The 24,153-nt window shown below is 44.0% G+C and carries 30 protein-coding genes and 1 tRNA gene; 23 read left to right on the forward strand and 8 right to left on the reverse strand.

From position 1 onward, the window contains the following. Window positions 1-4 precede the first annotated feature (4 nt). Window positions 5-400 (reverse strand): VOC family protein, encoded by a 396-nt coding sequence (locus BTO09_RS04515; RefSeq protein WP_087523630.1) that lies wholly within the window; start codon window positions 398-400, stop codon window positions 5-7. 48 nt (window positions 401-448) lie between these two features. Further along, window positions 449-835, reverse strand: a complete 387-nt coding sequence (locus tag BTO09_RS04520; RefSeq protein ID WP_087523631.1) for an AraC family transcriptional regulator — start codon at window positions 833-835, stop codon at window positions 449-451. Window positions 836-1,006: 171 nt separating this feature from the next. Here BTO09_RS04520 and BTO09_RS04525 point away from each other — a divergent pair, with 171 nt between their 5' ends. After that, window positions 1,007-1,789: a tetratricopeptide repeat protein gene (locus BTO09_RS04525; RefSeq protein WP_087523632.1), complete on the forward strand. Its 783-nt coding sequence runs from the start codon at window positions 1,007-1,009 to the stop codon at window positions 1,787-1,789. Between the two features lie 146 nt (window positions 1,790-1,935). On the opposite strand, the gene BTO09_RS04530 is transcribed toward BTO09_RS04525, so the two are convergent. The 3 genes from BTO09_RS04530 to BTO09_RS04540 all read right to left on the reverse strand — a co-directional run bounded on the left by BTO09_RS04530 (window position 1,936) and on the right by BTO09_RS04540 (window position 3,389). After that, complete coding sequence (locus BTO09_RS04530; protein ID WP_157663422.1) at window positions 1,936-2,493, reverse strand: toxin-antitoxin system YwqK family antitoxin; 558 nt, start codon at window positions 2,491-2,493, stop codon at window positions 1,936-1,938. 248 nt (window positions 2,494-2,741) lie between these two features. Continuing rightward, window positions 2,742-3,041, reverse strand: coding sequence for a hypothetical protein (locus tag BTO09_RS04535; RefSeq protein WP_087523634.1), 300 nt, complete (start codon window positions 3,039-3,041; stop codon window positions 2,742-2,744). Between the two features lie 266 nt (window positions 3,042-3,307). Continuing rightward, window positions 3,308-3,389: transfer RNA gene (locus BTO09_RS04540), tRNA-Leu, on the reverse strand. Window positions 3,390-3,513: 124 nt separating this feature from the next. Between BTO09_RS04540 and BTO09_RS04545 the strand changes: the two genes are divergently transcribed. The 22 genes from BTO09_RS04545 (at window position 3,514) to BTO09_RS04650 (ending at window position 20,536) form a co-directional block, all read left to right on the forward strand. Then, window positions 3,514-4,455, forward strand: a complete 942-nt coding sequence (locus BTO09_RS04545; protein WP_087523635.1) for a ribose-phosphate pyrophosphokinase — start codon at window positions 3,514-3,516, stop codon at window positions 4,453-4,455. Between the two features lie 264 nt (window positions 4,456-4,719). Beyond that, window positions 4,720-5,358 (forward strand): 50S ribosomal protein L25/general stress protein Ctc, encoded by a 639-nt coding sequence (locus tag BTO09_RS04550; RefSeq protein ID WP_087523636.1) that lies wholly within the window; start codon window positions 4,720-4,722, stop codon window positions 5,356-5,358. An 81-nt stretch (window positions 5,359-5,439) separates the two neighbouring features. Then, window positions 5,440-6,069, forward strand: coding sequence for an aminoacyl-tRNA hydrolase (gene pth, locus BTO09_RS04555; RefSeq protein WP_087523637.1), 630 nt, complete (start codon window positions 5,440-5,442; stop codon window positions 6,067-6,069). A 1-nt stretch (window position 6,070) separates the two neighbouring features. Further along, window positions 6,071-7,003, forward strand: coding sequence for a bifunctional riboflavin kinase/FAD synthetase (locus tag BTO09_RS04560; RefSeq protein WP_087523638.1), 933 nt, complete (start codon window positions 6,071-6,073; stop codon window positions 7,001-7,003). After that, window positions 6,984-8,348, forward strand: coding sequence for an HTTM domain-containing protein (locus BTO09_RS04565; RefSeq protein ID WP_087523639.1), 1,365 nt, complete (start codon window positions 6,984-6,986; stop codon window positions 8,346-8,348). The genes BTO09_RS04560 and BTO09_RS04565 overlap by 20 nt, the downstream gene beginning before the upstream one ends. A gap of 103 nt (window positions 8,349-8,451) precedes the next feature. Beyond that, entirely contained in the window at window positions 8,452-9,723 is a 1,272-nt protein-coding gene (gene serS, locus BTO09_RS04570) for a serine--tRNA ligase (RefSeq protein ID WP_087523640.1), read from the forward strand. A gap of 122 nt (window positions 9,724-9,845) precedes the next feature. Continuing rightward, window positions 9,846-11,621, forward strand: a complete 1,776-nt coding sequence (locus BTO09_RS04575) for a tetratricopeptide repeat protein (protein ID WP_087523641.1) — start codon at window positions 9,846-9,848, stop codon at window positions 11,619-11,621. A 12-nt stretch (window positions 11,622-11,633) separates the two neighbouring features. Next, the gene (locus tag BTO09_RS04580; protein WP_087523642.1) at window positions 11,634-11,942 is read left to right on the forward strand and encodes a DUF4286 family protein; all 309 of its coding nucleotides are present in this window, start codon (window positions 11,634-11,636) and stop codon (window positions 11,940-11,942) included. Beyond that, window positions 11,942-12,733 (forward strand): 16S rRNA (adenine(1518)-N(6)/adenine(1519)-N(6))-dimethyltransferase RsmA, encoded by a 792-nt coding sequence (rsmA, locus tag BTO09_RS04585; RefSeq protein WP_087523643.1) that lies wholly within the window; start codon window positions 11,942-11,944, stop codon window positions 12,731-12,733. Before BTO09_RS04580 ends, rsmA begins: the two co-directional genes overlap by 1 nt. Further along, entirely contained in the window at window positions 12,714-14,069 is a 1,356-nt protein-coding gene (mgtE, locus tag BTO09_RS04590; RefSeq protein ID WP_087523644.1) for a magnesium transporter, read from the forward strand. The genes rsmA and mgtE overlap by 20 nt, the downstream gene beginning before the upstream one ends. Beyond that, complete coding sequence (locus BTO09_RS04595; protein ID WP_087523645.1) at window positions 14,066-14,467, forward strand: thioesterase family protein; 402 nt, start codon at window positions 14,066-14,068, stop codon at window positions 14,465-14,467. Before mgtE ends, BTO09_RS04595 begins: the two co-directional genes overlap by 4 nt. After that, complete coding sequence (locus BTO09_RS04600; protein ID WP_087523646.1) at window positions 14,460-14,828, forward strand: cupin domain-containing protein; 369 nt, start codon at window positions 14,460-14,462, stop codon at window positions 14,826-14,828. The genes BTO09_RS04595 and BTO09_RS04600 overlap by 8 nt, the downstream gene beginning before the upstream one ends. Window positions 14,829-14,831: 3 nt before the next feature. Beyond that, a complete protein-coding gene (locus BTO09_RS04605) occupies window positions 14,832-15,773 on the forward strand; it encodes a 2-hydroxyacid dehydrogenase (protein ID WP_087523647.1) in 942 nt (313 codons plus the stop codon). 6 nt (window positions 15,774-15,779) lie between these two features. Then, the gene (locus tag BTO09_RS04610; RefSeq protein WP_087523648.1) at window positions 15,780-16,196 is read left to right on the forward strand and encodes a response regulator transcription factor; all 417 of its coding nucleotides are present in this window, start codon (window positions 15,780-15,782) and stop codon (window positions 16,194-16,196) included. A 267-nt stretch (window positions 16,197-16,463) separates the two neighbouring features. Beyond that, complete coding sequence (locus BTO09_RS04615) at window positions 16,464-16,919, forward strand: DUF4199 domain-containing protein (protein WP_087523649.1); 456 nt, start codon at window positions 16,464-16,466, stop codon at window positions 16,917-16,919. Between the two features lies 1 nt (window position 16,920). Then, window positions 16,921-17,307: a VOC family protein gene (locus BTO09_RS04620; RefSeq protein ID WP_087523650.1), complete on the forward strand. Its 387-nt coding sequence runs from the start codon at window positions 16,921-16,923 to the stop codon at window positions 17,305-17,307. Between the two features lie 32 nt (window positions 17,308-17,339). Then, window positions 17,340-17,747, forward strand: a complete 408-nt coding sequence (locus BTO09_RS04625; protein WP_087525485.1) for a TM2 domain-containing protein — start codon at window positions 17,340-17,342, stop codon at window positions 17,745-17,747. Window positions 17,748-17,827: 80 nt separating this feature from the next. Next, window positions 17,828-18,151: a helix-turn-helix transcriptional regulator gene (locus tag BTO09_RS04630; RefSeq protein ID WP_087523651.1), complete on the forward strand. Its 324-nt coding sequence runs from the start codon at window positions 17,828-17,830 to the stop codon at window positions 18,149-18,151. 10 nt (window positions 18,152-18,161) lie between these two features. Next, complete coding sequence (locus BTO09_RS04635; RefSeq protein WP_087525486.1) at window positions 18,162-18,647, forward strand: DUF6428 family protein; 486 nt, start codon at window positions 18,162-18,164, stop codon at window positions 18,645-18,647. Between the two features lie 3 nt (window positions 18,648-18,650). Then, complete coding sequence (locus BTO09_RS04640) at window positions 18,651-19,133, forward strand: GNAT family N-acetyltransferase (RefSeq protein WP_087523652.1); 483 nt, start codon at window positions 18,651-18,653, stop codon at window positions 19,131-19,133. A 5-nt stretch (window positions 19,134-19,138) separates the two neighbouring features. Next, window positions 19,139-19,555 (forward strand): arsenate reductase ArsC, encoded by a 417-nt coding sequence (locus tag BTO09_RS04645; protein ID WP_087523653.1) that lies wholly within the window; start codon window positions 19,139-19,141, stop codon window positions 19,553-19,555. A 21-nt stretch (window positions 19,556-19,576) separates the two neighbouring features. After that, window positions 19,577-20,536: an MBL fold metallo-hydrolase gene (locus BTO09_RS04650; RefSeq protein WP_087523654.1), complete on the forward strand. Its 960-nt coding sequence runs from the start codon at window positions 19,577-19,579 to the stop codon at window positions 20,534-20,536. A gap of 4 nt (window positions 20,537-20,540) precedes the next feature. Here BTO09_RS04650 and BTO09_RS04655 read toward each other — a convergent pair whose 3' ends face one another. The 3 genes from BTO09_RS04655 to BTO09_RS04665 are packed head-to-tail and all read right to left on the reverse strand — an operon-like array spanning window position 20,541 to window position 24,106. Next, window positions 20,541-22,352: a lysophospholipid acyltransferase family protein gene (locus tag BTO09_RS04655; protein WP_087523655.1), complete on the reverse strand. Its 1,812-nt coding sequence runs from the start codon at window positions 22,350-22,352 to the stop codon at window positions 20,541-20,543. Window positions 22,353-22,380: 28 nt separating this feature from the next. Further along, complete coding sequence (locus BTO09_RS04660) at window positions 22,381-23,640, reverse strand: aspartate kinase (protein WP_087523656.1); 1,260 nt, start codon at window positions 23,638-23,640, stop codon at window positions 22,381-22,383. Next, a complete protein-coding gene (locus tag BTO09_RS04665; RefSeq protein WP_087523657.1) occupies window positions 23,627-24,106 on the reverse strand; it encodes a GNAT family N-acetyltransferase in 480 nt (159 codons plus the stop codon). Before BTO09_RS04665 ends, BTO09_RS04660 begins: the two co-directional genes overlap by 14 nt. Window positions 24,107-24,153 lie beyond the last annotated feature (47 nt).

Below are 24,153 nucleotides of genomic sequence, written 5' to 3' on the forward strand. Positions count from 1 at the left end.
AATATCACAAGTATTCCACCAACTGAATATTATTACCGCAGGTATCGTTAAACACCGCAATCTTCACCGTGCCCATCTCGGTAGGCGCCACACTGAATTCAACATCTAAGCCCAACAAGCGATCATACTCTTCTTGTACGTTCTCAACGTCGAACTGGGTGTAGGGATAACCGGCATCCATAAGCGCATCTTGGTATACACGGCTTGGTTCAAAATGAACCGGAGCTGGTTCCAACACCAGCTGAACCCCGTCCTGATCTTCTGGCGACACCAAGGTCAACCACCTGTCTGTTTCGTTGAGTGGAATGTCGAGTTTTTTAATGAACCCTAGCTTCTGGGTATAGAATTCTAAGGCCTTTTGCTGATCTCTTACTGGAATACTTATTACGGTTACTTTCATCTGGTGGTCTTTTTAGTTGGACTGCAAATTCTAGAATCGGCAATACAATTACTTCTTTAAAATTGCTCTTTTTTGAAATTCCTTCGGACTAATGCTGTTCCTACGTTTAAAAAGTGCGCTGAAAGACCCTAAAGATTTAAAGCCAACTGCAAAACATGTCTCGGTTACCGAAGCTCCACTTTTGAGCAGTTCTTTTGCTTTTTCCAAGCGTTTGTCCGTTAAATATTGACTCGGAGTTTGTCCGTGATACTTTTTAAAAAGTCGCAACATATGGAATTTGGACACAAACCCTTCTGTAGACAGCACATCTAAATTCAGCTCTTCTTGATAGTGCTTGTCAATATGATGTTTCACCGCCATAATAGTATCCAGTTGCCCGCGATTGGCAAACTTGGTAGCCTTGTAGTTCTCTAAATGCTGCTGATAGATCGACATAGCTACAAGATAACAATTTGCTCGGACAGCCTAACGGCCTGTAACTCATTTGTAGAGCACACTGAAATTATTTATATTTTCAGTGCTGATTCTTTGCTGTTGAGTTTATTGGTAAAAATCTCACAAATAGGATCGTCAAACCAAACAAAAAACTAACGCATAACCATCCCTATGAAAATCAAACAATTACTCCTCGTTCTTTTTATTGCACTTACCTCAAGTACTATTGCGCAAATAGACGCAAACATTACCGACCTGAATACCAACAAGACCGTAGCCATCAGTGATCTGTATTCAGAATACAATTTAGACAGAAGTATTCCCACCCTAATAATCACTTGGAGCGGAGAATGGTGCGCGCCTTGTATCGATTTGATAAACCGATACCACAGCTGTGATTTGTCTATGCTCAATCTCATTACCATAAACGTAGACGCAAAAGACCGTCGTGACGGTGTGCTCAACAAGGGTTACCACCGCAATTGGACCAAATCTCTAAACTTTCACGCCAATCTTGGTGGCAGCTCCCGAGGACTCGACAATATCTTTAATGTCTCCTCTGCTCCGCTAGTTATTTATATGATAAACGGTTACATAAGCGATGCCTTGGTCAGCTTCCAGATCACGCCCTACAAATTGGTTGAATCTGGGCGCATAAACGACATTGGTTTTATCTGGAATAATTCAAGCGATCTGAACAGTCTGGCGTGGAGTTATTATGAAAACGTAAATGATCAGGCCAAATTACAAGAAGCCATTGGTTGGGTAAACAGATCTATAGCTTTAGATGAGAACTACCACAACGTAGACACCCATGCGGCACTACTCTTTAAAACAGGAAAGTACACCGAAGCCTTAAAGCGCGCTAAAGACGCCATAGAGATCGGCAAACAAACGGGCGTGGATTACAGTGCCTCAACAGATCTGATAAATCAGATCATAGAGAAGCTATAAGGTCGAGTTTCAAATTTTTAATTATTTGGACGCCCCGTGTAGCAGACCATAGTCGCTGCACGACCGCGCTCTTGGTTACAACTCCTCACTCGCATGCCAACTTCGCAAATGCTATGTTGGCCGCAGCGTCGCTGGGCTTTTGAGTTTTATTCTAAAGAGAATCCGTTTTCTTTTAGTATGCTCGCATACCAGCTATAAGGAATTTCGCCGCGTTTGTAGTACTGTTTAACCTCTTCTATACTGCCCTTGTCTCCGTAGTCTTTAAGGTAATCTATCGTTCCATCGGTTTTATAGAAGGTCCATTCTCCAGTACGAATGCGCCAGTTTTTATAGGTTCCAACAGCTGCAAGGGTTCCGTCCTGATTGTATTTCTTAATTGGGCCTTCTACTCTATTTTGATTGTAAGTACCTTCTTCTTTTTTGTTTCCGTTCTCGTAGTAATTGATCCATCTGCCTTGCCCCAGACCATCAACATATTCTTGCCAAGAAGACAATTGACCATTTTCATACCTACCAAATAGAATACCGGTAAATGGTTCTTTTTCTCCTTTAGCATAATATCGATACATGCCAGAATCGGAATTCCCGTAGGTCGCACTCATAGGGAGTTCGCGTTTGCTAGTCACTTCACTCATGGAAAGTTCCCTTTGTGCTAAACTCAAATTGGGCAGGCATAACAGCAACCCCAACAACAAATATTTCATAACAAATTGATTTTCAATAAAGATACCACCCTTAGGCGTTAAGGTTTTGCCATTAGCTGATAAACTTCTGTTAATTGTGTTGAGCACGCTTGCCATTTTTGACAATAGCTTTATTCTGTAATGTTTGGTTTTTTGGGCGCCCCGTGCAGCAGACCATGGTCGCTGCACGACCAGGCTTTCGCTACTCGCTTCCCGCCATAGGCGGGATAGCTTAAACAGGCCGCTCAATCCTTGGCGCGGGGTGGGGTTCAAGACCTACAAATCTTTATATTGTTTTGCACTTGTTCTAAAGTTTGCTCCCGATGCTCTAAATCTTCGAAATACTTATTTGATATAAAGAGATAAAAAGCACCCGATTCTAAAGCTTGAGCCTGCCACAGATAATAGTAATCATTCTCAAAAGGTTCTAAAATCACTAGTTTGTCAGAAGGAACATTGAGACTATCGGCAGAAAGCCGACCGATTTGATCAAATCTTTCGTCGTCTTCAACATAGTTTATTGGACTGAAAGAACCTGAACCTTCAATGAGTTGTTCAATGATATGCATGGAGTGAAGTTAGCGGAAAACAGAATTGTAAACAACAGCTTGTTTTGGGATTGTTTTGCGAGGCATCAACACTCGCTTTGTGGGATTCATTTGTTTCACAAATGTTCCAACAACAGCACCGCTCAGTGGGATTCAACCGCGAAGCGGTTGTTCCCTTCACGGCACTGTTGAGAACCACAAAAGGAAACACATCGCATTACTCCAAAAAAGAAGCGAGCTTCTTTTTTGAAGCTCGCTCGAATTTCCACATTTTTTGTGGTTCATTGTACCTTGGGTGGGAATCGAACCCACACTCCCGAAAGAACTGGATTTTGAATCCAGCGCGTCTACCAATTCCGCCACCAAGGCTTATCGGGACGGCAAAAATACATAAAATGTTCAATTAATTGCCAAATATTAGGGCTAAAAATATTCGGGATGATTTTGTGATTTTTTTACCTTTGTGACCACCAACTAATACACCCACAAAAATATGCCTGGAGCTGTTCCTCAACCCAAGATTTTTGCTTGTAAACAAAGTCAAGAACTCGCTGAAAAAATTGCCGAGCAATTTGGCGAGCCATTAGGGAATGTGATCACCTCCACCTATTCAGATGGGGAGTTTCAACCCTCTTTTGAGGAATCGGTTCGCGGAGCACGTGTATTTATAATCGGCTCTACTTTTCCACCTTCGGACCACCTGATGGAAATGCTGCTCACGTGTGACGCTGCAAAACGCGCTTCTGCAAGACATATCACGGCTGTACTTCCTTACTTTGGTTGGGCACGTCAAGACAGAAAAGACAAGCCGAGAGTTCCTATCGCGGCTAAAATGGTGGCTAAAATGTTGGAGGCTGCTGGGGCAACGCGTATCATTACCATGGACCTCCACGCAGACCAGATCCAAGGGTTCTTTGAAAAACCAGTGGATCACCTTTTTGCCTCGACCATCTTTTTACCCTATTTAAAACAGCTCAACTTAGACGAGCTTACTATTGCTTCTCCAGATATGGGAGGTTCTAAACGAGCCTACGCCTATTCTAAAGCCCTAGAAAGTGATGTAGTGATCTGCTACAAGCAACGCGCCAAGGCCAATGTGATCTCTCACATGGAACTCATAGGTAATGTAGAAGGCAAGAATGTAGTCTTGGTAGACGATATGGTAGACACTGCCGGAACCCTCACCAAAGCTGCCGATCTTATGATGGAACGCGGCGCCAAAAGTGTAAGAGCTATCTGTACTCACCCTATCCTTTCCGGACAGGCCTATGAGCGTTTAGAGAACTCACAATTGGAAGAACTTATCGTAACCGACACTATTCCACTCAGACAGCAATCTCCAAAGCTTCGTGTGTTGAGTTGTGCGCCACTTTTTGCCTCTGTAATGCAAAGTGTGAACACCAACAGTTCTATCAGTTCTAAATTCTTGATGTAATCCGCAGAGAATAAGCCTTTAAGGCATTGTAAAAAAAGTCGGATTTACTTTCAGCTACCAAAAAAATTTGGGATATTTGCAGCCGTTTTCCACTTATCGTGGTTAACCACATGCAAATAATTGCAAATGAAATGAGCGGAAATAAATTTATTTTTTCTGCTTGTCAACTGAAAAAATGTAAATTTTTTGCGCGAAAGCGAAGCGGTTGATTTACGCAGAAAATTTTTGCGAAGTTCATTTCAGGAGCACAAAATTTTTAAGTAAATGAAGTCAATTACAATTAACGGATCTCAAAGAGAAAGCGTGGGCAAGGTAGCTACCAAAGCCTTACGTAATGCTGGAAAGGTTCCCTGCGTAGTATACGGAGGAGAAACACCGATTCACTTTTCAGCGCCAGAATTAGCGTTCAAAGACTTGGTGTACACTCCAGACGTACACACAGTTGTGATTGCGCTAGAAGACGGCACAAACATCAATGCTGTATTGCAAGACATTCAGTTCCACCCGGTAACTGATCGTATCCTGCACATCGATTTTTACCAGATCTTCGACGACAAGGAAATCACTATGAATATTCCTGTACGTCTGGTAGGTAACTCTCGTGGTGTACGTAATGGAGGGGTACTTCGTTTTGTAAACCGTAAACTTCGTGTGAAAGCTATCCCAGCTAACTTGCCAGATTATATCGAGGCAGACATCACTGAGTTGCGTATTGGTAACAAGCTTTATGTTACTGCATTGACAGACGATGCTTACACCATCATGCACCCAGACAACACTGTTGTTGTACAGGTGAGAACTTCTCGTAACGCTGTTGACGAAGCGGACGAAGACGAAGATGAAGACGCAGAAGAAGGTGCGGAAGCAGCAGATGCTCCTGCAGAAGCTCCTGCCGAAGAATAGATCTTCTAGTTCACGAACATATAAAAGAGTCCGCTTGGTTATCAATTTAAGCGGACTCTTTTTATTTTTACAAAAAAAAGGATGCTCGCATTTTTAAAGCGACTTTTTGGATTAGACGCTCCTAGCGAGCCCGAGCAAGATCCCATGAAGAAATTTCTAATTGTGGGTTTGGGTAATATTGGACCCAAATACGACAACACCAGACACAATATTGGCTTTGCGGTTGCAGATGCCCTGGCGCTCAGACATGAGGCCACTTTCGAGTCTAAGAAATTAGGTGATATTGCCAAGTTCCGCATCAAGGGCCGTCAACTGATCTTGCTCAAACCGAGCACCTATATGAATCTAAGCGGCAAGGCGGTGAGCTATTGGCTCAAACAGGAAAAGGTTCCTCTAGAGAATCTATTGGTCATTACCGACGATTTAAACCTGCCTTTTGGTAGCATCCGATTAAAGAAAAAAGGGTCAGACGGAGGTCACAACGGTCTTAAAGACATTCAAGCCACGCTAAATACTACCTCTTACAACCGATTCCGATTTGGGATCAGTGATAAATTTTCTAAGGGCAGACAAGTGGATTATGTGCTCAGCGAGTGGACCGAAGACGAACAAAACGCACTTAAAGAGCGCTTACCCATTAGCGCTGATGCGATAGAATCCTTTGCCCTCGCGGGAATGGATCACACCATGAACAACTTTAACGGTAAATAAGATGCAAACCTACGCCTCGGCAAGCGATTTTGAAGGACAGACCCAAACGGTAGTTACCATAGGGACCTTTGACGGCGTACATGCCGGGCACAGAGTATTGCTTAAAAGACTCACCGACGGCGCAAGAGCTATGGGTTGCGAGTCTGTGATCTTTACTATGTTTCCGCATCCGCGAATGGTCTTACAACCGGATGTGGACATCAAACTCATTCAAACCATAGCAGAACGCCAACAATTACTTGAAAGCGTTGGCATTGACCATTTGGTCATAGAACCTTTTACCAAGTCTTTTTCGCGTATGAGCGCAGAAGATTTTGTACAACAGATCTTGGTCAATCAGCTTCAGGCTAAAAAAGTGATCATAGGCTATGATCATCGCTTCGGACGCAATAGACGCGCCGATGTAAAAGACCTCAGAAGATTTGGTCAAGAGTTTGGCTTCGAAGTTGAAGAGGTAAGTGCTCAAGAGGTTGACGAGATAACCGTGAGTTCTACCAAGATCAGAAAAGCACTTTTAGACGGCGATCTGGACACAGCAAACACCTACTTGGTCGATCCCTTCACACTTACAGGCACTATCACCAAAGGACGTGGTCTGGGGAGAACCTTGGGTTACCCTACGGCCAATTTGGAGGTGGAAGAAAACTACAAACTCATCCCTAAAAATGGGGTTTATATCGTAAAGAGCGAAATAGACGACACTTCTGTTTACGGGCTTATGAACATAGGAACCAACCCTACTGTTGGCGGCGAAACTACCAGCATAGAGACCTATTTTATGGACTTTGACGGCGACCTTTATGGGCGTAAACTGCAGATCGAATTGCTCTCGCGCATACGCGACGAGCAACGTTTCGGATCTACTGCCGAACTTATCGCAGCCATAGCGGAAGATCAGAAAATTGCAAAGGCCTATGTTAGATCGCGTCAATAACTACCTTTTTACACGTGTAGACAATGCCGGACTGGTCTTGTTTCGCATTGCCTTCGGGTTCTTACTCGCAGTCGAAGCTTACGGAGCTATAGCTACTGGCTGGGTTAAAAGAACTTTGGTAGAACCGGAGTTCACTTTCAATTTTATCGGATTCGATTTCTTACAACCCCTGCCCGGAAACGGTATGTATATCTACTTTGCGGTGATGGGTGTCTTTGGAATTCTCGTTATGCTCGGCTACAAATACCGCTGGAGCATGGCTGGCTACGCCTTGATGTGGACCTGTGTCTACCTGATGCAAAAATCGTCTTATAACAATCATTATTATTTAATGATGCTGCTTACTTGGATGATGGTCTTGTTACCCGCTGCAGGCAGAATGTCTTTAGACGCCAAGTTGAATCCGCAGCGCAAAAGTATAAGCATGCCCCGTTGGGTATCTGTCTTAGTTGTTGGCCAGCTCTTAATTGTATTTACCTACGCGGCTGTCGCAAAAATTTATCCCGACTGGTTAGACGGAACAGTGACTCGGATCTTTATGCGAGGCAAGGCGCATTATTGGCTCATTGGCGATTTTTTACAACTGCCTTGGGTTCATTTAGGCATGGCTTATTTTGGAATTCTCTTTGACCTTTTGGTGATTCCGATGTACCTCTGGCGCAAGACCCGTTGGTTGGCCTTTGGCTTATCGCTGTTCTTTCACCTGTTCAATTCCGCAGTATTTCACATTGGGATCTTCCCGTATATGTCAATCGCTTTTGCCCTCTTCTTTTTCTCTAGCGAAACGCTGGTAAAACGATTCATGCCCAAAGAAGATGTTTACCAAGGCAACGAGGTAAGACTTCCAAAAACTGCTGCCTTTACCACAACTGCTTTGGCCGTCTATCTGATAATTCAATTTGCATTGCCTTTAAGACATTGGTTTATTGCTGAGCCTGTTTTGTGGACAGAAGAAGGTCATCGACTCTCTTGGCGGATGATGCTGCGGACCAAATCCGGGCGGGTCATTTACTATATTGTCGATAAGGCCGATCCGAACAAAAAGAAAATCGCCTACAACTACAAAGACCTGCTGAGTAAAAAACAATACCGCTCTTTCAGGACCAAGCCCGACTTTATTTGGCAACTTGCGCAACGCATCCATCAGATAGAAAAAGATAAGGGCAAAGATGTGGAGGTCTATGCCACGGTACGCATTAAAGTCAATGCCGGTGATTACCATCTGCTAATCGATGAGAAGGTAGACCTAGCAGCAGTATCTTGGGACCACATTAAACACAATCCTTGGATTTTGCCCGCACCAGAGAATTTTACCCAGCCCAGACCCACTCCAAGCGAGCAATAAACTCCTTGCTACAAGACCAGTAAATAGCCCGTATTATTTAGCGTTTCCGCTGTGATAACTAGGCCGTAATGTTTAAATTTGGGGCCTAATTCAAACAGAACTCATGTTACAGGTTAGTGAAATTCGCGAACACAAAGACCGCTTTGCCAAAGCCTTGGCCAAACGCGGTTTGGACGCTATGCCCATTATAGAAGAAGTGCTAAAAGCCGATGAGCTCCGCAGAAAAACGCAGGCTGAGCTGGATGAAACTCTGGCCCAATCCAACACTTTTTCTAAAGAGATCGGGCAGTTGTTCAAAAGTGGCGAAGTACAAAAAGCCAACCTGTTAAAAGAAAAAACCGCCGGACTCAAGGAGCAGTCTAAAACACTACAAGAACAACTCAACACCGCGGCAGATAAGCTGCAGGAATTGCTGTTTACGCTTCCCAATATTCCCAACGAAGCGGTGCCAGAAGGTAGCAGTGATGAAGACAATGTAGAGACCGAGCGTCATGGGACCATTCCTAGCTTACACGAAGGAGCGCTTCCTCACTGGGAGTTAGCCAAAAAATACAATCTGATAGACTTTGAACTCGGAAACAAAGTAACAGGAGCCGGATTTCCGGTCTATATTGGCAAAGGAGCTCGTTTGCAGCGTGCGCTTATCAGTTATTTCTTAGACAAGAATATAGAAGCCGGTTATACCGAATACCAGGTGCCTCACTTGGTAAACGAAGCTTCGGGTATTGGAACGGGAAGTTTGCCCGATAAAGAAGGACAAATGTATCACGTTACAGGAGACAATCTGTATTTGATCCCAACGGCAGAAGTGCCTGTGACCAACTTGTTTAGAGGCGACTTGCTCAATGCCAAGGACCTGCCTATAGCCTGTACGGGTTATACCCCTTGCTTTAGACGCGAAGCCGGATCTTATGGCGCCCATGTTAGAGGTTTGAATCGCCTGCATCAGTTTGACAAAGTGGAGATTGTTCGCATAGAACATCCAGATCGTTCTTACCAGGCCTTAGAAGAAATGCTTGCTCATGTAAAGGTGCTCTTAGAAGAACTTGGTCTCCCGTATCGCATTCTTAGACTCTGCGGAGGGGATCTGACCTTTGCCAGTGCCCTAACTTACGATTTCGAGGTATTCTCTACCGCCCAAGATCGTTGGTTGGAGGTGTCTTCTGTCTCGAATTTCGAGACCTTTCAGAGCAACCGCATGAAATTGCGTTTTAAAAATGCCGAAGGCAAGAACGAATTGGCCCATACGCTTAACGGTAGTGCCTTGGCCTTACCGCGTATTTTGGCGAGTATCCTTGAGAATTATCAGACCGAAGATGGGATAAAGATCCCTGAGGTCTTAGTTCCTTACTGCGGATTCGACACGATCCAATAAACATTCTGGCTTGCTTTTTGAAGTAGGTGGATGAGTTTAAAGCCGATCTCACCCTGGGCTGCTATTAATTTATTTGGCATCCTTAACGCGGCTTTAAGAACTCAATTGATATCTTTACAAAAGTGCGCAATTACTTGTTCATACTGCTGTTTGTACTGCCCCTTGCTAGTTTTGGGCAGAACGATGCCTTGGCCAAAACTTATTTTGACGAAGGCAAATACGACAAGGCCCTGAGAATCTATCAGACCTTGTACGACAAGAACCCCAGAAGACTCGATATTTTTAAGGCGCTTGTGGCTACCCATCAGCAGTTGGAAAATTATGAGACAGCCGGAACTTTGCTTGCCGGCCGTGCAGAAGCTTATGGCCCTTATCCGCAGCTATCAGTAGACATTGGATACAATTTCGAATTGCAAAACCGACCGGAGGAGGCCAAGGCCTTTTACCAGCTGGCAGTAGACGAACTTGCCTTGCAACCCAATTACGCGCGATTCATTGGAGACACTTTTGATCGCTACGGACTCTTAGAATGGGCTGTTAAGTCTTATGAAAAGGGCATGGAGCTCAACCCAAATGCAGATTTTTACCTGCAGCTTTCTCGCATTTACGGAGAATTGCAGAACTACGAAAAGATGTTCGATGCCTATTTGAACCTTATGGAATCCAAACCGGGTTACGGCTCTTACACCAAAAGAAGTCTCACCCAGTTCATCACAGAAGACCCTGCCAACCAGGCCAATGTGGTCTTTAGAAAAACCCTGATAAAGCGGATTCAGCAAGACCCGAACTTGATGTACAATGAACTCTTGAGTTGGCTCTATGTGCAGCAAAAAGAGTTTCGCAAATCCTTTAATCAGGAAAAGGCAATATATAAGCGCAAAGGCGAAACTTTAGAGCATCTTTCATTATTGGCAGGTATTACAGAAGAAGAAGGAGAGTACGATATCTCCTTGGAGATCTTGGAATATATCATAGCCAACAGCGCTATTTTAGAAGAGCAACTCGACGCAGAAGAAAAACGCTTAGGGGTAATTGTCAAAACAGTATCCGACTTAAAAAAGGTAAATCAAGAATTCGATAAGGTTTTTGAGAAATACGGTCTAAGCACACGCACATACGCGCTTCAGATCGCCTATAACGACTTTATCGCCTTTAAACAACAGCAACCTGAAACCGCGATTTTGAACCTCAAGGTTTTGGCCGACACAGACCTCAACCGTTTTGAAAAGGCTCGAGTGCGCATGAAACTCGCAGACATACTCGTTTACACGCAAAAATTCAATCAGGCTTTGATCTATTATTCGCAAATACAAAAGCAGGTTCAAGGGAATATCCTAGCTCAAGAGGCTCGTTTTAAGGTGGCGCGAACTAGTTACTTCAAAGGCGATTTCAAATGGTCTCAGATACAATTGGACGTACTTAAAAAGTCCACTTCGCAACTCATAGCCAATGATGCCATGGAACTCAGTTTACTTATTAGCGACAATTCTGTAGAAGACAGCACCCAGACCGCTCTGCGCAAATTCGCCAAGGCCGACCTTTTGAGCCTTCAGAATAAAAATAACGAAGCGGTGCGTTTACTGAGCGAGATTTTAGAAAACCACAAAGGAGAAGCCATAGAGGACGAGGCCTTACTAAGGCGCGCTAAACTATATACAGCCTTAGGAGTCTATGAAAAGGCAGAAGCCGATTACAAGACCATCATTGCATTATTCAAAGAAGATATTTTAGCGGACGATGCCTATTTTCTGCTCGGACAACTCTACGAAAAGCAATTGGCGCTACCCGAAAAGGCCAAGGAATTTTACGAGCAGATCGTCTTTAATTTCTCAGATAGTATTTACTTTGTAGACGCAAGAAAGCGCTACCGCAGTTTGCGTGGCGACACCATAAATTAAGGCGTCTACCCTATGATCATCTACAACGTTACCATCAATATAGACGAATCCATTCAGCAGCAATGGCTCCACTGGATGCGCGAAGAGCATATTCCGGAAATGCTTGCCACTGGAAAATTCACCAAAGCCCTTATGACCCGCGTTATGGTAGAAGAAGAAATGGGCGGTATCACTTACTCGGTGCAATACACCGCAGACAGCGCGGAAACCCTTAAGCGTTATTATACGGAAGATGCGGAGCGTATGCGGGCGCAAAGCAAACCTTTTGAAGGTAAATTTGTAGCCTTTAGAACAGAATTGGAAATAGTAAGCGAACACTGATGAGTGGTCCGGTTAGACCTAAGAAGCATCTTGGCCAGCATTTCTTGGTAGACAAGAACATTGCTAGAAAGATCAGTGAGACCCTCTCCTTCGATGGATTTGATCTGGCTTTGGAGATAGGCCCTGGAACAGGAGTACTGACCGAGTTCTTGGTAGCAACCGGAAAACCCATCACCGCGATGGACGTCGATACGGAGTCTATCGAATACTTGAATGCCTCCTTTTTGCAAGCTAATCTAAAGGTAGTTGAGGCCGATTTTTTAAAGGCAGAACTGGCTACTTATTTTGGAGACGCCCAAATTGGCATTATTGGGAACTTCCCTTATAATATCTCTTCGCAGATCGTATTCAAAGCCCTAGAGCATCGCGATCAGGTACTCGAATTTTCGGGTATGTTTCAAAAAGAAGTAGCGCAAAGAATTTGCCAAGGTCCGGGGAATAAGACCTACGGTATTCTCTCCGTACTCGCTCAGGCTTTTTACGAAACCGAATATCTTTTTACGGTGCCACCGGGTGTATTCAATCCGCCTCCTAAAGTAGATAGCGGCGTATTGCGCATGCGACGTAAACCTGATTACAAATTGGCCTGCGACGAAACCTTGTTTTTCAAAGTCGTAAAGACAGCCTTTAACCAGCGTCGTAAAACCCTTCGCAACAGCTTAAAATCCTTTGATTTGTCCGATAAGTTGAAAGAAGATGCTATCTTTGAGCTTCGTCCGGAACGCCTGTCAGTTTCGGAATTTGTCGAACTCACTCAAAAAATAGCGCAAGATGGCCTTTCAGATCTCTGATGAGTTAATCGACCAGGTTCAAGAGCACATAGCCGCAACCCAAGATACTCAACTCCTTGAATTGATGAGTGATTTCCACTATGCGGATATCGCTGAGGTTCTGGACGCCTTAGATCTGGAGGACGCTACTTACCTACTCCGACTTTTAGATTCAGAAACTACTTCTGACGCCCTTATGGAGTTGGACGAGGATCTGCGTGAAGACCTACTGGACAAACTCTCGCCCAAGGAGATCGCCGAGGAGCTCGAGGAGATGGACACTGATGACGCAGCCGACGTAATCGCAGAACTCGATGACGCCATTGTAGAAGAGGTGATCGACGAGATCAAAGACGAGAAGCACGCTCAAGAGATCCGTGAACTTCTCTCTTATGACGAGAACAGTGCCGGAGGTCTTATGGCCAAGGAATTGGTTCGTGTAAAAGACACCTGGACCATTGCAGGCTGTGTTAGAGAAATGCGTAGACAGGCTAAGAATGTGACCCGAGTACATTCCATTTACGTGGTGGACAAGAACGAAAAACTCATTGGGCGACTTTCTTTAAAAGATCTGTTGACGGCTCCAGAAAAAGCCAAGATCAGCGATATTTATATTCCCAGAGTAGATTTTGTCTTTGTAGATCGCACCGGAGAAGAAGTGGCGCGTATTATGAACAAATACGACCTGGAAGCCATTCCAGTGGTCGATGAAGATCACAAATTACTCGGAAGAATCACCATTGATGATATTGTAGATTTTATAAAACTGGAAGCCGAAAAAGACTACCAGTTGGCGGCAGGTATTACCCAAGAAGTAGAAGCCGATGACTCTATTTTAGAACTCACCAAAGCCCGTTTACCTTGGTTGGTTTTAGGCTTATTTGGGGGGTTGGCTTCGGTTTTCATCTTAGAGGATTTTGAAGACCTTATGGCAGACCCACAAGTGAAAGCCTTGTTCTTCTTTACGCCACTTATTGCGGCGATGGCCGGAAACGTAGGAGTACAATCAAGTGCGATCATCGTACAAGGTTTGGCCAATGATATTGTAAAAGGGAGTTTGTGGAGTCGACTTTTAAAAGAAGTAGGCCTAAGCCTTATCAACGGAATTGCTTTAGGAGCTTTGGTTATGGTCTTTGGTGCAATTATGGGTTATTCTACCGCCTTTAGTCTAACCATTGCCGTTTCTATGCTTTCGGTGATCATCATTGCAGCCCTTATTGGAACCTTTGTACCCATCATTTTAGACAAGCGCGGCATTGACCCTGCAATAGCCACAGGCCCTTTCATTACCACGAGTAATGACATCTTTGGTATCTTTTTGTTCTTTTATCTTTCCAAGCTTATCCTTCAGTTTTGAAACCTCAGGTTTTTGAATTCACGGTTACCGTAGCATCAGAACATATCGATGCGCAAAATCACGTAAATAATCTCGTTTATCTCGAATGGTGTTTAGAGGCTGCAGAAAAGCACTGGTCTCGCAATGCCACAAACCAGCTGCTGAATGAATACGTTTGGTTCGTGCTCAAACACGAGATCCAGTACAAAGCGCAGGCAGTTCTTGGAGATCAATTGTGTCTTAAGACTTGGGTTTCGAGTAATGCTGGTGTCCGATCGGAAAGACAGTACGAGATCTATAACCAGAACAGCGGAAAGTTGTTGGTTCAAGCGAAAACCTTGTGGTGCCTACTCAGAGCAGACAGCAAGAAACCAACAGCTATTCCAGAGGAAATTTGTAATTTGTTTGTGGATGAGTAAGCCTATCAACATAAAAGAAAAGCTCGGTAAATTCAGTGATCATTGGCATCCGCATCAAATTGCCGTTGTAGATGACATGCAAGTGCTTTTGGCCAAGATAAGCGGAGAATTTGTTTGGCATGCTCACCAAGACGAAGACGAATTATTCTACGTGCAAAAAGGCACCCTTAAGATGCACTTTAGAGACCGAGTAGAAACTGTCCAAGAAGGCGAGATCATTGTAGTACCTAAAGGCGTAGAACACTGCCCCAAGACCATAGACGGACAAGAAGTTCAATTGCTACTGTTTGAAAAACTGAGTACCAAACACACCGGGGAGGTCGTTCACGAAAAGACCCAAACCTCGTACCCTAAGATCTAAGCTTTGAAAATTCTTCATCTAGACAAGAATCATCCTTTGCTAATAGCCCAGCTAAATGCGGCAGGGCACGAGAATGTCGAAGGTTTCAATTATGACAGAGCAAAGACCCTAGCAGTTATTGAACAGTTTGATGGCGTGGTGCTACGAAGTCGTATCACTGTAGATCGCGAGTTCCTCCAAGCCGCTAAACAATTGAAGTTTGTAGCTCGTGTTGGCGCGGGTATGGAGAGTATAGATCTGGACTATGCACAGGCTAGAGGTATTAAACTCTTCTCGGCACCAGAAGGCAACCGCAATGCTGTAGGTGAACATGCCCTAGGGATGCTGCTAGCACTTTTAAACAAACTCTTTGCTGCGCATCAGCAGATAAAACAAGGGCAATGGAACAGAGAGGCCAATCGCGGCTTAGAACTGGACTATCGCACTGTGGGCATTATAGGATATGGCAATATGGGCAAAGCTTTTGCAAGAAAGCTTCGCGGGTTCGACTGTCGGGTTTTGTGTTATGATATTCTACCTAATGTGGGCGATGCCAATGCCGAGCAGGTGGATCTAAAAACCTTGCAACAAGAAGTAGATGTGCTAAGTCTACACACCCCATGGACACCGCTAACCAATAAGATGGTCAATACAGATTTCATTAATGCTTTTGCCAAACCCTTTTTTCTGATCAATACGGCGCGAGGTAAATCGGTAGTGACAGCAGATCTGGTTCAGGCCCTTAAGAACGGCAAAGTTCTCGGTGCTGGTTTAGACGTATTGGAATACGAAAAGAGTTCATTTGAATCTTTGTTCGAAGCAGATAGTATGCCCCCAGCATTGGCCGAACTCTTGCAGATGGATCAAGTGATTTTGAGTCCGCACATTGCAGGTTGGACGGTTGAAAGTTTAGAAAAACTGGCCCAAACCATAGTCGATAAGATACTGAATGAATTTCCGGCCTAAGTAAAGATGAAACGCATAATCCTTGTTTTCGGCGCCATTGTGATCTTGCTGATGTTGCTCTTTCAAACCAGCAAATTACTTTGGGTGAGTAGCGATTACAAAGCAGAATGGATACTGGCCCTGCTCGCTTTGGTCTTTCTCGGAATCGGCATTTGGGTGTCTCGTTATTCAAGTCCGAAGCCTAAAGAGGAACCTTGGCAGCAAGATCTGCAGAAGATCGAGCAGTTGGGAATCAGCAAAAGAGAGTTAGAAGTATTGGAAGCCTTATCCGATGGATTGTCAAACAAAGAGATTGGTCAACGCCTATTCGTCTCAGAAAGTACGGTAAAAACCCATGTTTCCAACTTGCTGGTTAAACTTGATGCGAAACGCAGAACAGAAGCGCTCACAAGGGCTCAGCAGCTACGCATCCTACCAAAGTAGGAGTCTTACAATACTATCAAATACGAATTTGGTACTTTAGTATGAGTCGTAAATGAAGCCGGCTCGCTAGTTTTGAATCACGCTTTTCTTAAGAAAGCATTTAAGGTTCAAACATTAAAATCAACTAACATGAAATGAGCACAAACAAATTTAATTACTAGTATACCCGCTGGAATAATTAAATTTTTTGTGCGAAAGCGAAGCGGTTGATCTATGCAGATAATTTTTATTTGCTTGATTATCTAAAAAATAAAAATTTTTAAATAGATGAAACCAACAATTATTAAGTACGGAATCAGATCGCTAATTGCCGGTTTGATCCTTTTTGGAATCAGCCTATTACTTTCCCTACAGTTCGAAATAGGCAACAGTCAAATTCTAGGGTACGCCGGAATCATTATAGCACTCTCTATGGTCTATTTTGGAATCAAAGCCTATCGCGACCGTGTCAATGATGGTAGTGTAAGCTTTGGAAACGCAGTCTTGGTAGGCCTGGGTATAAGTGCTATGGGATCTTTCGGTATAGCTGTCGCAGATATGATCTATACCGGTATCATTGATCCGGATTGGGCTACAAACTACGCCAAGGAAATGCAAGCCCAAGGCGTGGAAGCCGAAGTCTGGAGCACTCCAATGCTCGGTGTTCTGATGTTCTTTATTGCCATGTTTGTAGGAGCGATCATTACCCTGATCTCTGCATTAATTTTAAAACGAAAAGCTTAAAATGGAAAAACGAGTAACTGGCCTAGGTGGATTCTTCTTTAAGACCAAAGATCCACAAGCTGTTAAACAATGGTATCGCGAACACCTAGGTTTAAACACCGACGACTACGGCTGTACCTTTTGGTGGAAAGACAAAGAGGGTAATGATTGCAGCACGCAGTGGAGTCCTTTTAAAGAAGACACCCAATATTTTAAACCCAGTGAAAAACAGTTTATGATGAATTTCCGTGTTGCGGATCTGGAAAATCTTTTAAAGACCCTAAAAGAAGAAGGCGTTACTGTAGTGGGTGAAATGGAAACTTACGATTACGGCAAGTTTGGCTGGATCTTAGACAATGAAGGAAACAAGATTGAACTTTGGGAACCTATAGATAGTGCTTTTCTTTAAAATTGCTAATTTTAGATAAAGCAACCACTATTATGAGCGAATCAGAAAACAAAAAGTCAGACGACATCTTTGACGGTTTCGAAAATGCCGCAGAAAAGGCGAAAGAGGCTGCCTCTAAAGCAGGCGATGCCGCAGAAGAAGCTGCGAAGAACATAAAAGAAAGCTGGAACGAATTACAAGAGTCCAAAAGCAACAAGCGTGTCTTAGCTGGTATACTTGCCCTTGTATTTGGCGGTATAGGGCTGCATAAATTTGTACTCGGATACAACAAAGAAGGACTCATGCTACTTATAGGAACCTTAGTGCTGGGAGTAATTTCTTTTGGTCTGTTGACTTGGGCCATATGGGTAATCACTGTAGTCGAGGGTATTATCTACCTCACCAAATCCGACGCAGAATTCTATCACACCTATCAGGAAAACAAGCGCCCTTGGTTCTAATCTATTTTTAATCTCAATGCCTTTTTCAACGAAAGGCATTGTTTTTATGATATATTATCGTAATATTGCAATATAACATTATGGGAACATCTAAAAGACATATACATTCTGTAAAGACCAATCAGCTAGCGGACCTTGCCAAGGTGATCTCGCATCCGGCAAGAATATCTATCCTTAATTATATAGGAGACTGTGAAGGCTGCTTATGTAAAGACATTGCGGAAAAGATCAGACTGTCTCAGCCAACCACCTCGCAACACTTGCAGGTGATCAAAAAATCAGGCTTACTAAAAAGTCGATTCGAGGGTAAGAGTCAGTATTACACTATCAACAAGGCTAGACTTACTTTGCTAAAAGAACTCTTTCAAGAATTCTTTGAAGCTACGGAAGCCAAATGCTGTTAATAATATAAATATGAACACATCAGAATTATTTACACTGCTAGAGCAGCACAAAAACGCCGCCCTGCTCTTTGAATACAGCCCTGGCCAATTGGTTGGCGCCAACTATCACATCACAGAGGTTAAACACGTGGTCATCGACGCTGTAGATTGCGGCGCTCGCGCCGACGCCTGGAACGAGACTGTGATCCAACTTTGGGAAAGCCCAGAAGAATTAGGAAAAACAGAATACATGAGCGCTTATAAAGCCCTTGGAATCTTAAAGAAAGTGGGCAGTATGCGAGCTTACGATACAAAGGCTGTTGTGCGATTTGAATACGGCAACTCGCTTTTTCACACCGCGCAACTATTTGTTAACGATTACGAAATCAAGGAGAATCAGCTCCTTCTTAAATTAACGGTAGCACCCACAGATTGCAAAGCCAAAGATGTTTGTGGTGTGCCAGAGCCCGCCGAAGTGTCTGCAGCTAATTGCAGTCCAGGGAGTGGATGTTGTTAGGTCATGGAAATTCGCGCACTTAAGAAAAAACACTACAAAGAGGTAGCCCGTATCTACCAAGACGGTCTGGATACGGGTATTGCCACTTTTGAGACCAGTGTGCCCGATTGGAAGAAATTCAAGAAGAAATTCCTTAAAACCTGTCGCTTTGTAGCCATGATAGATGGCGAGGTAATTGGGTGGTGCGCCTTAAGCCCTGCTTCCAAGCGAGAAGTGTATCGCGGCGTAGCAGAAAGCACCATTTACATCGCCGCAAACTATCGCAGTAAAGGTGTGGGCAGAAAACTGCTAGAGCACTTGGTCATCGCTAGTAAGAATGCTGGTTTTTGGACGCTCCAGGCTAGTATTTTTGCCCAGAACAGACACAGTATTTATTTGCACGAACAATGCGGATTCCGTCAAGTGGGTGTGCGGGAAAGAATCGCCCAGCGAGACGGTAAATGGCACGACAATATTTTATTAGAACACAGAAACGATATAACATAGACTAGATGAAAAATATCCTGGTTTTATGCACAGGCAATAGTTGCAGATCGCAAATGGCTCATGGCTTTTTAAATAAAACCCTGGCAGATAAGGCGCAGGTGTACAGCGCGGGTATAGAAACCCACGGGCTCAACCCTGGGGCAGTGGCCACCATGGCGCGTGCAGGCATTGACATTACAGGGCACACCTCCAATCACGTAGACGAATATCATGGTATTAACTGGGATTATATTATTACCGTTTGCGACCACGCCTACGAGAATTGCCCTTTTATTGCAGCGCCAAATGCCAAAAGATTGCATCACAATTTTTACGACCCTTCTAAATTTGTCGGCTCCGAAGAAGACACCATGGCAGCATTTGACAAGGCCCGCGATGAGATCCGCGATTACGTTTCGGCCTTTGCTGCAGATCACTTTTAAAACAATGCCTTATCTTGAGGCATGAAGTTTTTCTATTTCCTTTCTTTTTCTTTGTTTCTCTGCGGATGTAAGCAAGCCGAGAACACTGCCCCAGCAGATAGCATAGAGATTCCCGCTGTGGACCAGGCCGCCATCATGATCTTGGGACACCTGCAAGACGCAGGCGCGCCGCAATTGGGCTGTGAAAAATCTTGCTGTGCACAAAAAATAGCCAATCCAGACCCTTTAGATGCTGTGGTTAGTCTTGGCTTAATAGATCCGAAGTCACAAGCCAACTACCTTTTTGAAGCAACTCCAGATATAAGCAAACAATTGGCCTGGTTGCAAAAGGCCAATGCGGGTAGCCCGGCAACTCCTGCGGGAATATTCTTAACTCACGCTCATATGGGTCATTACGCAGGCCTACTCAACCTAGGAAAGGAAGCTGCCTCCACCAAAAGTGTCCCCTTGTATACCATGCCACGTATGCAGGACTTTTTAAAAACTAATGCTCCTTGGAGTGCTTTGGTAGAAAACAACAATGTGGAACTTAAGGCTCTTGACAGCGCTGCAGTTGTATTGACTTCGGAGCTTAGGGTAAGCGCCCTGCAAGTGCCCCATAGAGATGAGTATTCCGAGACTGTTGGCTATTTCATTGAGGGGCCAAATAAATCTGCCTTATTCATCCCAGATATAGACAAATGGCATTTGTGGGAGCAGTCTATAGTTGAATGGGTCAAGCAAGTAGATTACGCTTTTTTAGACGCGACCTTTTATAGCGGAGACGAATTGGGTGGTCGGGATATGAGTCAGATTCCACATCCCTCTGTACAGGAAAGTATGGCCTTGTTTGATACTTTAGACCAAGCCACAAGAGCCAAGGTCTATTTTATTCACTTTAACCATACCAATCCCCTGCTCCAAAATGAATCCGAAGCATTTAAAACTGTAATAAACAAAGGGTATAATATTGCAGAGCCTCTAGCGGTTTTTCCGCTATAGCAGTTTATTCTTCTTCCGAACGCAAGCCGTACTTCTTTTCAAGCTCGGCTTGAAACTCTTCCATAACAGGTTTTACTGTACTTTCTGGCAGATCAGCGATTCGAATATACATGAGCCCGTCTACGGCATTATTGAACAGCGGGTCTACATTAAAGGCAACCACCTTGGCGTTCTGCTTGATGTACTTTTTAATAAGCACCGGCAATCGCAAACTTCCCGGTTCTACCTCATCGATAAGCTTGTCGAATTTGTTCAGATCGGCTTCGGTCTCATCGAAGATAAAGTCCTTATCAGCATCTTTGAGCTTGACCTTGTATTCCTTTTTAGGATTGATATACTGGGCCACGTAAGGGTCGTAATAGTTCGATTTCATAAACTCGATCATGAGCGACTTGGAGAAATCAGAGAATTTATTACTAATACTAACCCCGCCGATCAAATAACGATGCTCCGGGAAACGCAGTGTGGTATGCACTATCCCTTTCCAAAGCAAAAAGAGCGGCATTGGCTTTTGCTGGTACTCTTTTATAATGAAAGCACGCCCCATTTCTATGGACTTGCTCATCATCGGGTAGAGTTCTGGTTCAAAACGGAAGAGGTCTTGCAGGTAGAAGCCATCTATCCCGTATTCTGCAAATATCTTAGAGCCCAAGCCCATGCGGTAGGCACCGACTAGCTTCTGCTGATCGTTATCCCACAAGAACATATGGTGGTAATAACTGTCAAACTTATCCAAGTCCGTAGAGTTATTGGTGCCCTCCCCGATCTCTCTAAAAGTGATCTCTCTAAGGCGTCCTATCTCTTGCAAAATGTTCGGGATACTCTCTGCCTGCGCTAAAAATACCTCGTAGTTCTTACTCTGCAACAAGCGTTTATCGTCTGCCGTGAGCTGAGCGACCTCTTTGGCCATAGCTTCTGTAGAGGCCGGGCCAGCGATCTTTTTAGGTGGCTTTGGTATTTTTAAGGTTTTTGGAATACTTTCTATTAGCGTTTTCTTCTGAAAAGGATTCGCCAATACATATGTTTTTCTGCGGAGGAATTCCGTAAAGTTCTCCAGACTTTCGTGTTCCTGCTGATCTTTTACTGAGATCGGATTCCCAATACGCACTTTTATAAGACGTTCTTTTTGGGTTAGCAATTCGGACGGTAGTTTAGCCGTACGCAAGGTGTCGCTCATTTTGGCCAAGCGATAAAAGAGCTTACTATTCTTAGCGTGGAAATAGATCGGTACTACAGGCACCTCTGCTTTTTGAATGAGCTTCATGGCAGCTACTTCCCAAGGTTTGTCTACCATAAGCTTGTCATCCTTATAGGTAGAAACTTCTCCGGCCGGAAAAATTCCTAAGGCATGGCCGTCTCGTAGATGCCCGATCGCATTTTTAAATCCGGTGACACTAGACTTTACATCCTTCCTGTCTTCAAAAGGATTCACTGGCATCACATAGGGTTTAAGCGGTTCTATGCGGTGCAATAAAAAGTTAGCGATTATCTTAAAATCCGGACGGATCTCTAAAAGCAGCTTGAGGAGCAATATCCCGTCAATTCCACCAAGAGGATGATTAGAAATGGTAATGAAAGGTCCGTTTTTAGGAATGCGCTTGAGGTCTTCTTCTGGGATCTCGAATTTTATCTCGAACTCGTCCAATAAAGAGCTTACGAATTCCAGATCATTGAGGTGTTTGTGCTTGTTGTAGATCTTGTTAAGCGTATCGATCTTGAGGATCTTCATCAGGGACCACCCCATAAAAGTTCCTAAAAAACCGAATTTTTTGAGCCCAACGGCAGAGGCTACTTCTTTTGCGTTAACTAATCCCATGGCAGTACTGCCCCCAAATATAGGGAATCTAACTTTGCCCAATGACCACTTGAACGGTTTCCTGCGCTTCTTGCTTTAAGAGCACCTTTTGACCTTTTACTAAAGCCTTGATTTCCTCTGGTTTGGCGTGGCGGACAGTATAAAGAGTCACCCCTTCGTAATGTGTTACACTGAAGTGTTGGCGCAAATGGGCCAACAATTCGGGTAGTTTTTTGAATTTGTTGTCCACAACCACGGAGAAACTGATAGCAGAATTCTGAATGAGTTCCACTTTCATCTTATACTGATGCAACAACTTAAACACCTCGCCAATATGGTCCTCCATCATAAAAGAGAAATCCAGAGAAGACAACGAGATCAATACTTGGTCTTGCTTTAAGATAAAACAAGACACCATTGGGTCTAAGGCTTGTCCCTTGGTCACGCAGGTACCAGGATCTTCGGGTTTAATGAAAGAGCGGACAAATAGCGGGATCTCCTTGCGCTGTAAAGGTTGTAAAGTTTTAGGGTGAATAACCGAAGCTCCGTAAAATGCAAGTTCTATAGCCTCTCTGTACGAAATGTGATTCAACAATTGTGTCTTGGTAAAATGGCGCGGATCTGCGTTGAGTACCCCAGGCACATCCTTCCAAATGGTAACACTTTCTGCATCCAAGCAATATCCAAAGATAGCGGCAGTATAGTCAGACCCTTCGCGCCCTAAGGTTGTAGTAAAGTTATTGTTTACTTCGGAGCCTAAAAACCCCTGAGTAATGGTTAGCCCTTTGCGGTCCACCCCTTTTTTGATCAACTCCTGAGTGAGTTGCCAATCTACACGCGGATCGCGATAATTACTGTCTGTTTTTATACAACTACGCACATCTAACCAAGTATTGGGATGTCCGTTTTCATTGAGGTAGGCTGCCACAATGGTGGTCGAGATCAGCTCTCCAAAACTCACAACCTGATCGTACACAAAAGCATGAGTTTCTGATCGGTTATGGCTCAAAAAATCGTCCATGTCAACAAAGAAATCACCGATCTGTTTGTGGATGGGGTGATTCTTATTCGGAAACAAATCTTGTAGAATAGACTCGTGATAGCTTTTGGATTGGGCAATGGCTTCCTTAACAGAGCCGTCCTTTTTAAAATATGCGGTAACGACAGCTTCTAGAGCGTTGGTTGTTTTACCCATAGCAGAAACCACGACAACCAGCTCTTCACTACCCGTATATTCTAAGACTCTCTTTAAGTTCTGTACTCCGGTCGCATCTTTTACAGAAGCGCCTCCGAATTTAAATATTCGCATGATTTTCAATATAATTTGCAATGGCTTTGCGGTCCATTTGCGCTATGTACCAATCTTTCAAAAGGTTGGCACCAATAGATTCATATAGTTTTATTGCTGATTGGTTCCAGTCTAGTACCACCCAATCAATGCGGCCCACATCTTCTTGTTTTCCGAACTGGATCACTCGGTCTAACAAAGCCTTTCCTAAGCCTTTACCGCGCATAGATTCGGTAACAATTAGATCTTCTAAATAAAGCCCACGACCATTCCAGGTGGAAAATCTAAAATAGACCAGCGCCATACCCACTACGCGCTGATCCACCTCGGCAACAAAACACTTGAATAAAGGTCGCTCGCCAAAGCCTTCCCTTACCAAGGTTTGCTCGTCGATCAAAACGGCATCGGGCTCCTTTTCAAAAACAGCCAATTCCTTAATCAATGCCAACAGGGCGCTGGCATCTTCTTTGCGCGCTTCGCGGATCATAGTATAGCTTTTTGTAATACCACAAATATCGGGGCTATTTGTGAATT

The organism is Gilvibacter sp. SZ-19 (genome assembly GCF_002163875.1).
Taxonomy (GTDB): domain Bacteria; phylum Bacteroidota; class Bacteroidia; order Flavobacteriales; family Flavobacteriaceae; genus Gilvibacter.

Excerpts from the sequence above, each read along its gene's own strand:
- BTO09_RS04515 (WP_087523630.1), bottom strand. The coding sequence starts at position 400 with ATGAAAGTAACCGTAATAAGTATTCCAGTAAGAGATCAGCAAAAGGCC.
- BTO09_RS04520 (WP_087523631.1), bottom strand. The coding sequence starts at position 835 with ATGTCGATCTATCAGCAGCATTTAGAGAACTACAAGGCTACCAAGTTT.
- BTO09_RS04525 (WP_087523632.1), top strand. The coding sequence starts at position 1,007 with ATGAAAATCAAACAATTACTCCTCGTTCTTTTTATTGCACTTACCTCA.
- BTO09_RS04530 (WP_157663422.1), bottom strand. The coding sequence starts at position 2,493 with ATGAAATATTTGTTGTTGGGGTTGCTGTTATGCCTGCCCAATTTGAGT.
- BTO09_RS04535 (WP_087523634.1), bottom strand. The coding sequence starts at position 3,041 with ATGCATATCATTGAACAACTCATTGAAGGTTCAGGTTCTTTCAGTCCA.
- BTO09_RS04545 (WP_087523635.1), top strand. The coding sequence starts at position 3,514 with ATGCCTGGAGCTGTTCCTCAACCCAAGATTTTTGCTTGTAAACAAAGT.
- BTO09_RS04550 (WP_087523636.1), top strand. The coding sequence starts at position 4,720 with ATGAAGTCAATTACAATTAACGGATCTCAAAGAGAAAGCGTGGGCAAG.
- pth (WP_087523637.1), top strand. The coding sequence starts at position 5,440 with ATGCTCGCATTTTTAAAGCGACTTTTTGGATTAGACGCTCCTAGCGAG.
- BTO09_RS04560 (WP_087523638.1), top strand. The coding sequence starts at position 6,071 with ATGCAAACCTACGCCTCGGCAAGCGATTTTGAAGGACAGACCCAAACG.
- BTO09_RS04565 (WP_087523639.1), top strand. The coding sequence starts at position 6,984 with ATGTTAGATCGCGTCAATAACTACCTTTTTACACGTGTAGACAATGCC.
- serS (WP_087523640.1), top strand. The coding sequence starts at position 8,452 with ATGTTACAGGTTAGTGAAATTCGCGAACACAAAGACCGCTTTGCCAAA.
- BTO09_RS04580 (WP_087523642.1), top strand. The coding sequence starts at position 11,634 with ATGATCATCTACAACGTTACCATCAATATAGACGAATCCATTCAGCAG.
- rsmA (WP_087523643.1), top strand. The coding sequence starts at position 11,942 with ATGAGTGGTCCGGTTAGACCTAAGAAGCATCTTGGCCAGCATTTCTTG.
- mgtE (WP_087523644.1), top strand. The coding sequence starts at position 12,714 with ATGGCCTTTCAGATCTCTGATGAGTTAATCGACCAGGTTCAAGAGCAC.
- BTO09_RS04600 (WP_087523646.1), top strand. The coding sequence starts at position 14,460 with ATGAGTAAGCCTATCAACATAAAAGAAAAGCTCGGTAAATTCAGTGAT.
- BTO09_RS04610 (WP_087523648.1), top strand. The coding sequence starts at position 15,780 with ATGAAACGCATAATCCTTGTTTTCGGCGCCATTGTGATCTTGCTGATG.
- BTO09_RS04615 (WP_087523649.1), top strand. The coding sequence starts at position 16,464 with ATGAAACCAACAATTATTAAGTACGGAATCAGATCGCTAATTGCCGGT.
- BTO09_RS04620 (WP_087523650.1), top strand. The coding sequence starts at position 16,921 with ATGGAAAAACGAGTAACTGGCCTAGGTGGATTCTTCTTTAAGACCAAA.
- BTO09_RS04625 (WP_087525485.1), top strand. The coding sequence starts at position 17,340 with ATGAGCGAATCAGAAAACAAAAAGTCAGACGACATCTTTGACGGTTTC.
- BTO09_RS04630 (WP_087523651.1), top strand. The coding sequence starts at position 17,828 with ATGGGAACATCTAAAAGACATATACATTCTGTAAAGACCAATCAGCTA.
- BTO09_RS04635 (WP_087525486.1), top strand. The coding sequence starts at position 18,162 with ATGAACACATCAGAATTATTTACACTGCTAGAGCAGCACAAAAACGCC.
- BTO09_RS04640 (WP_087523652.1), top strand. The coding sequence starts at position 18,651 with ATGGAAATTCGCGCACTTAAGAAAAAACACTACAAAGAGGTAGCCCGT.
- BTO09_RS04645 (WP_087523653.1), top strand. The coding sequence starts at position 19,139 with ATGAAAAATATCCTGGTTTTATGCACAGGCAATAGTTGCAGATCGCAA.
- BTO09_RS04650 (WP_087523654.1), top strand. The coding sequence starts at position 19,577 with ATGAAGTTTTTCTATTTCCTTTCTTTTTCTTTGTTTCTCTGCGGATGT.
- BTO09_RS04655 (WP_087523655.1), bottom strand. The coding sequence starts at position 22,352 with ATGGGATTAGTTAACGCAAAAGAAGTAGCCTCTGCCGTTGGGCTCAAA.
- BTO09_RS04660 (WP_087523656.1), bottom strand. The coding sequence starts at position 23,640 with ATGCGAATATTTAAATTCGGAGGCGCTTCTGTAAAAGATGCGACCGGA.
- BTO09_RS04665 (WP_087523657.1), bottom strand. The coding sequence starts at position 24,106 with ATGATCCGCGAAGCGCGCAAAGAAGATGCCAGCGCCCTGTTGGCATTG.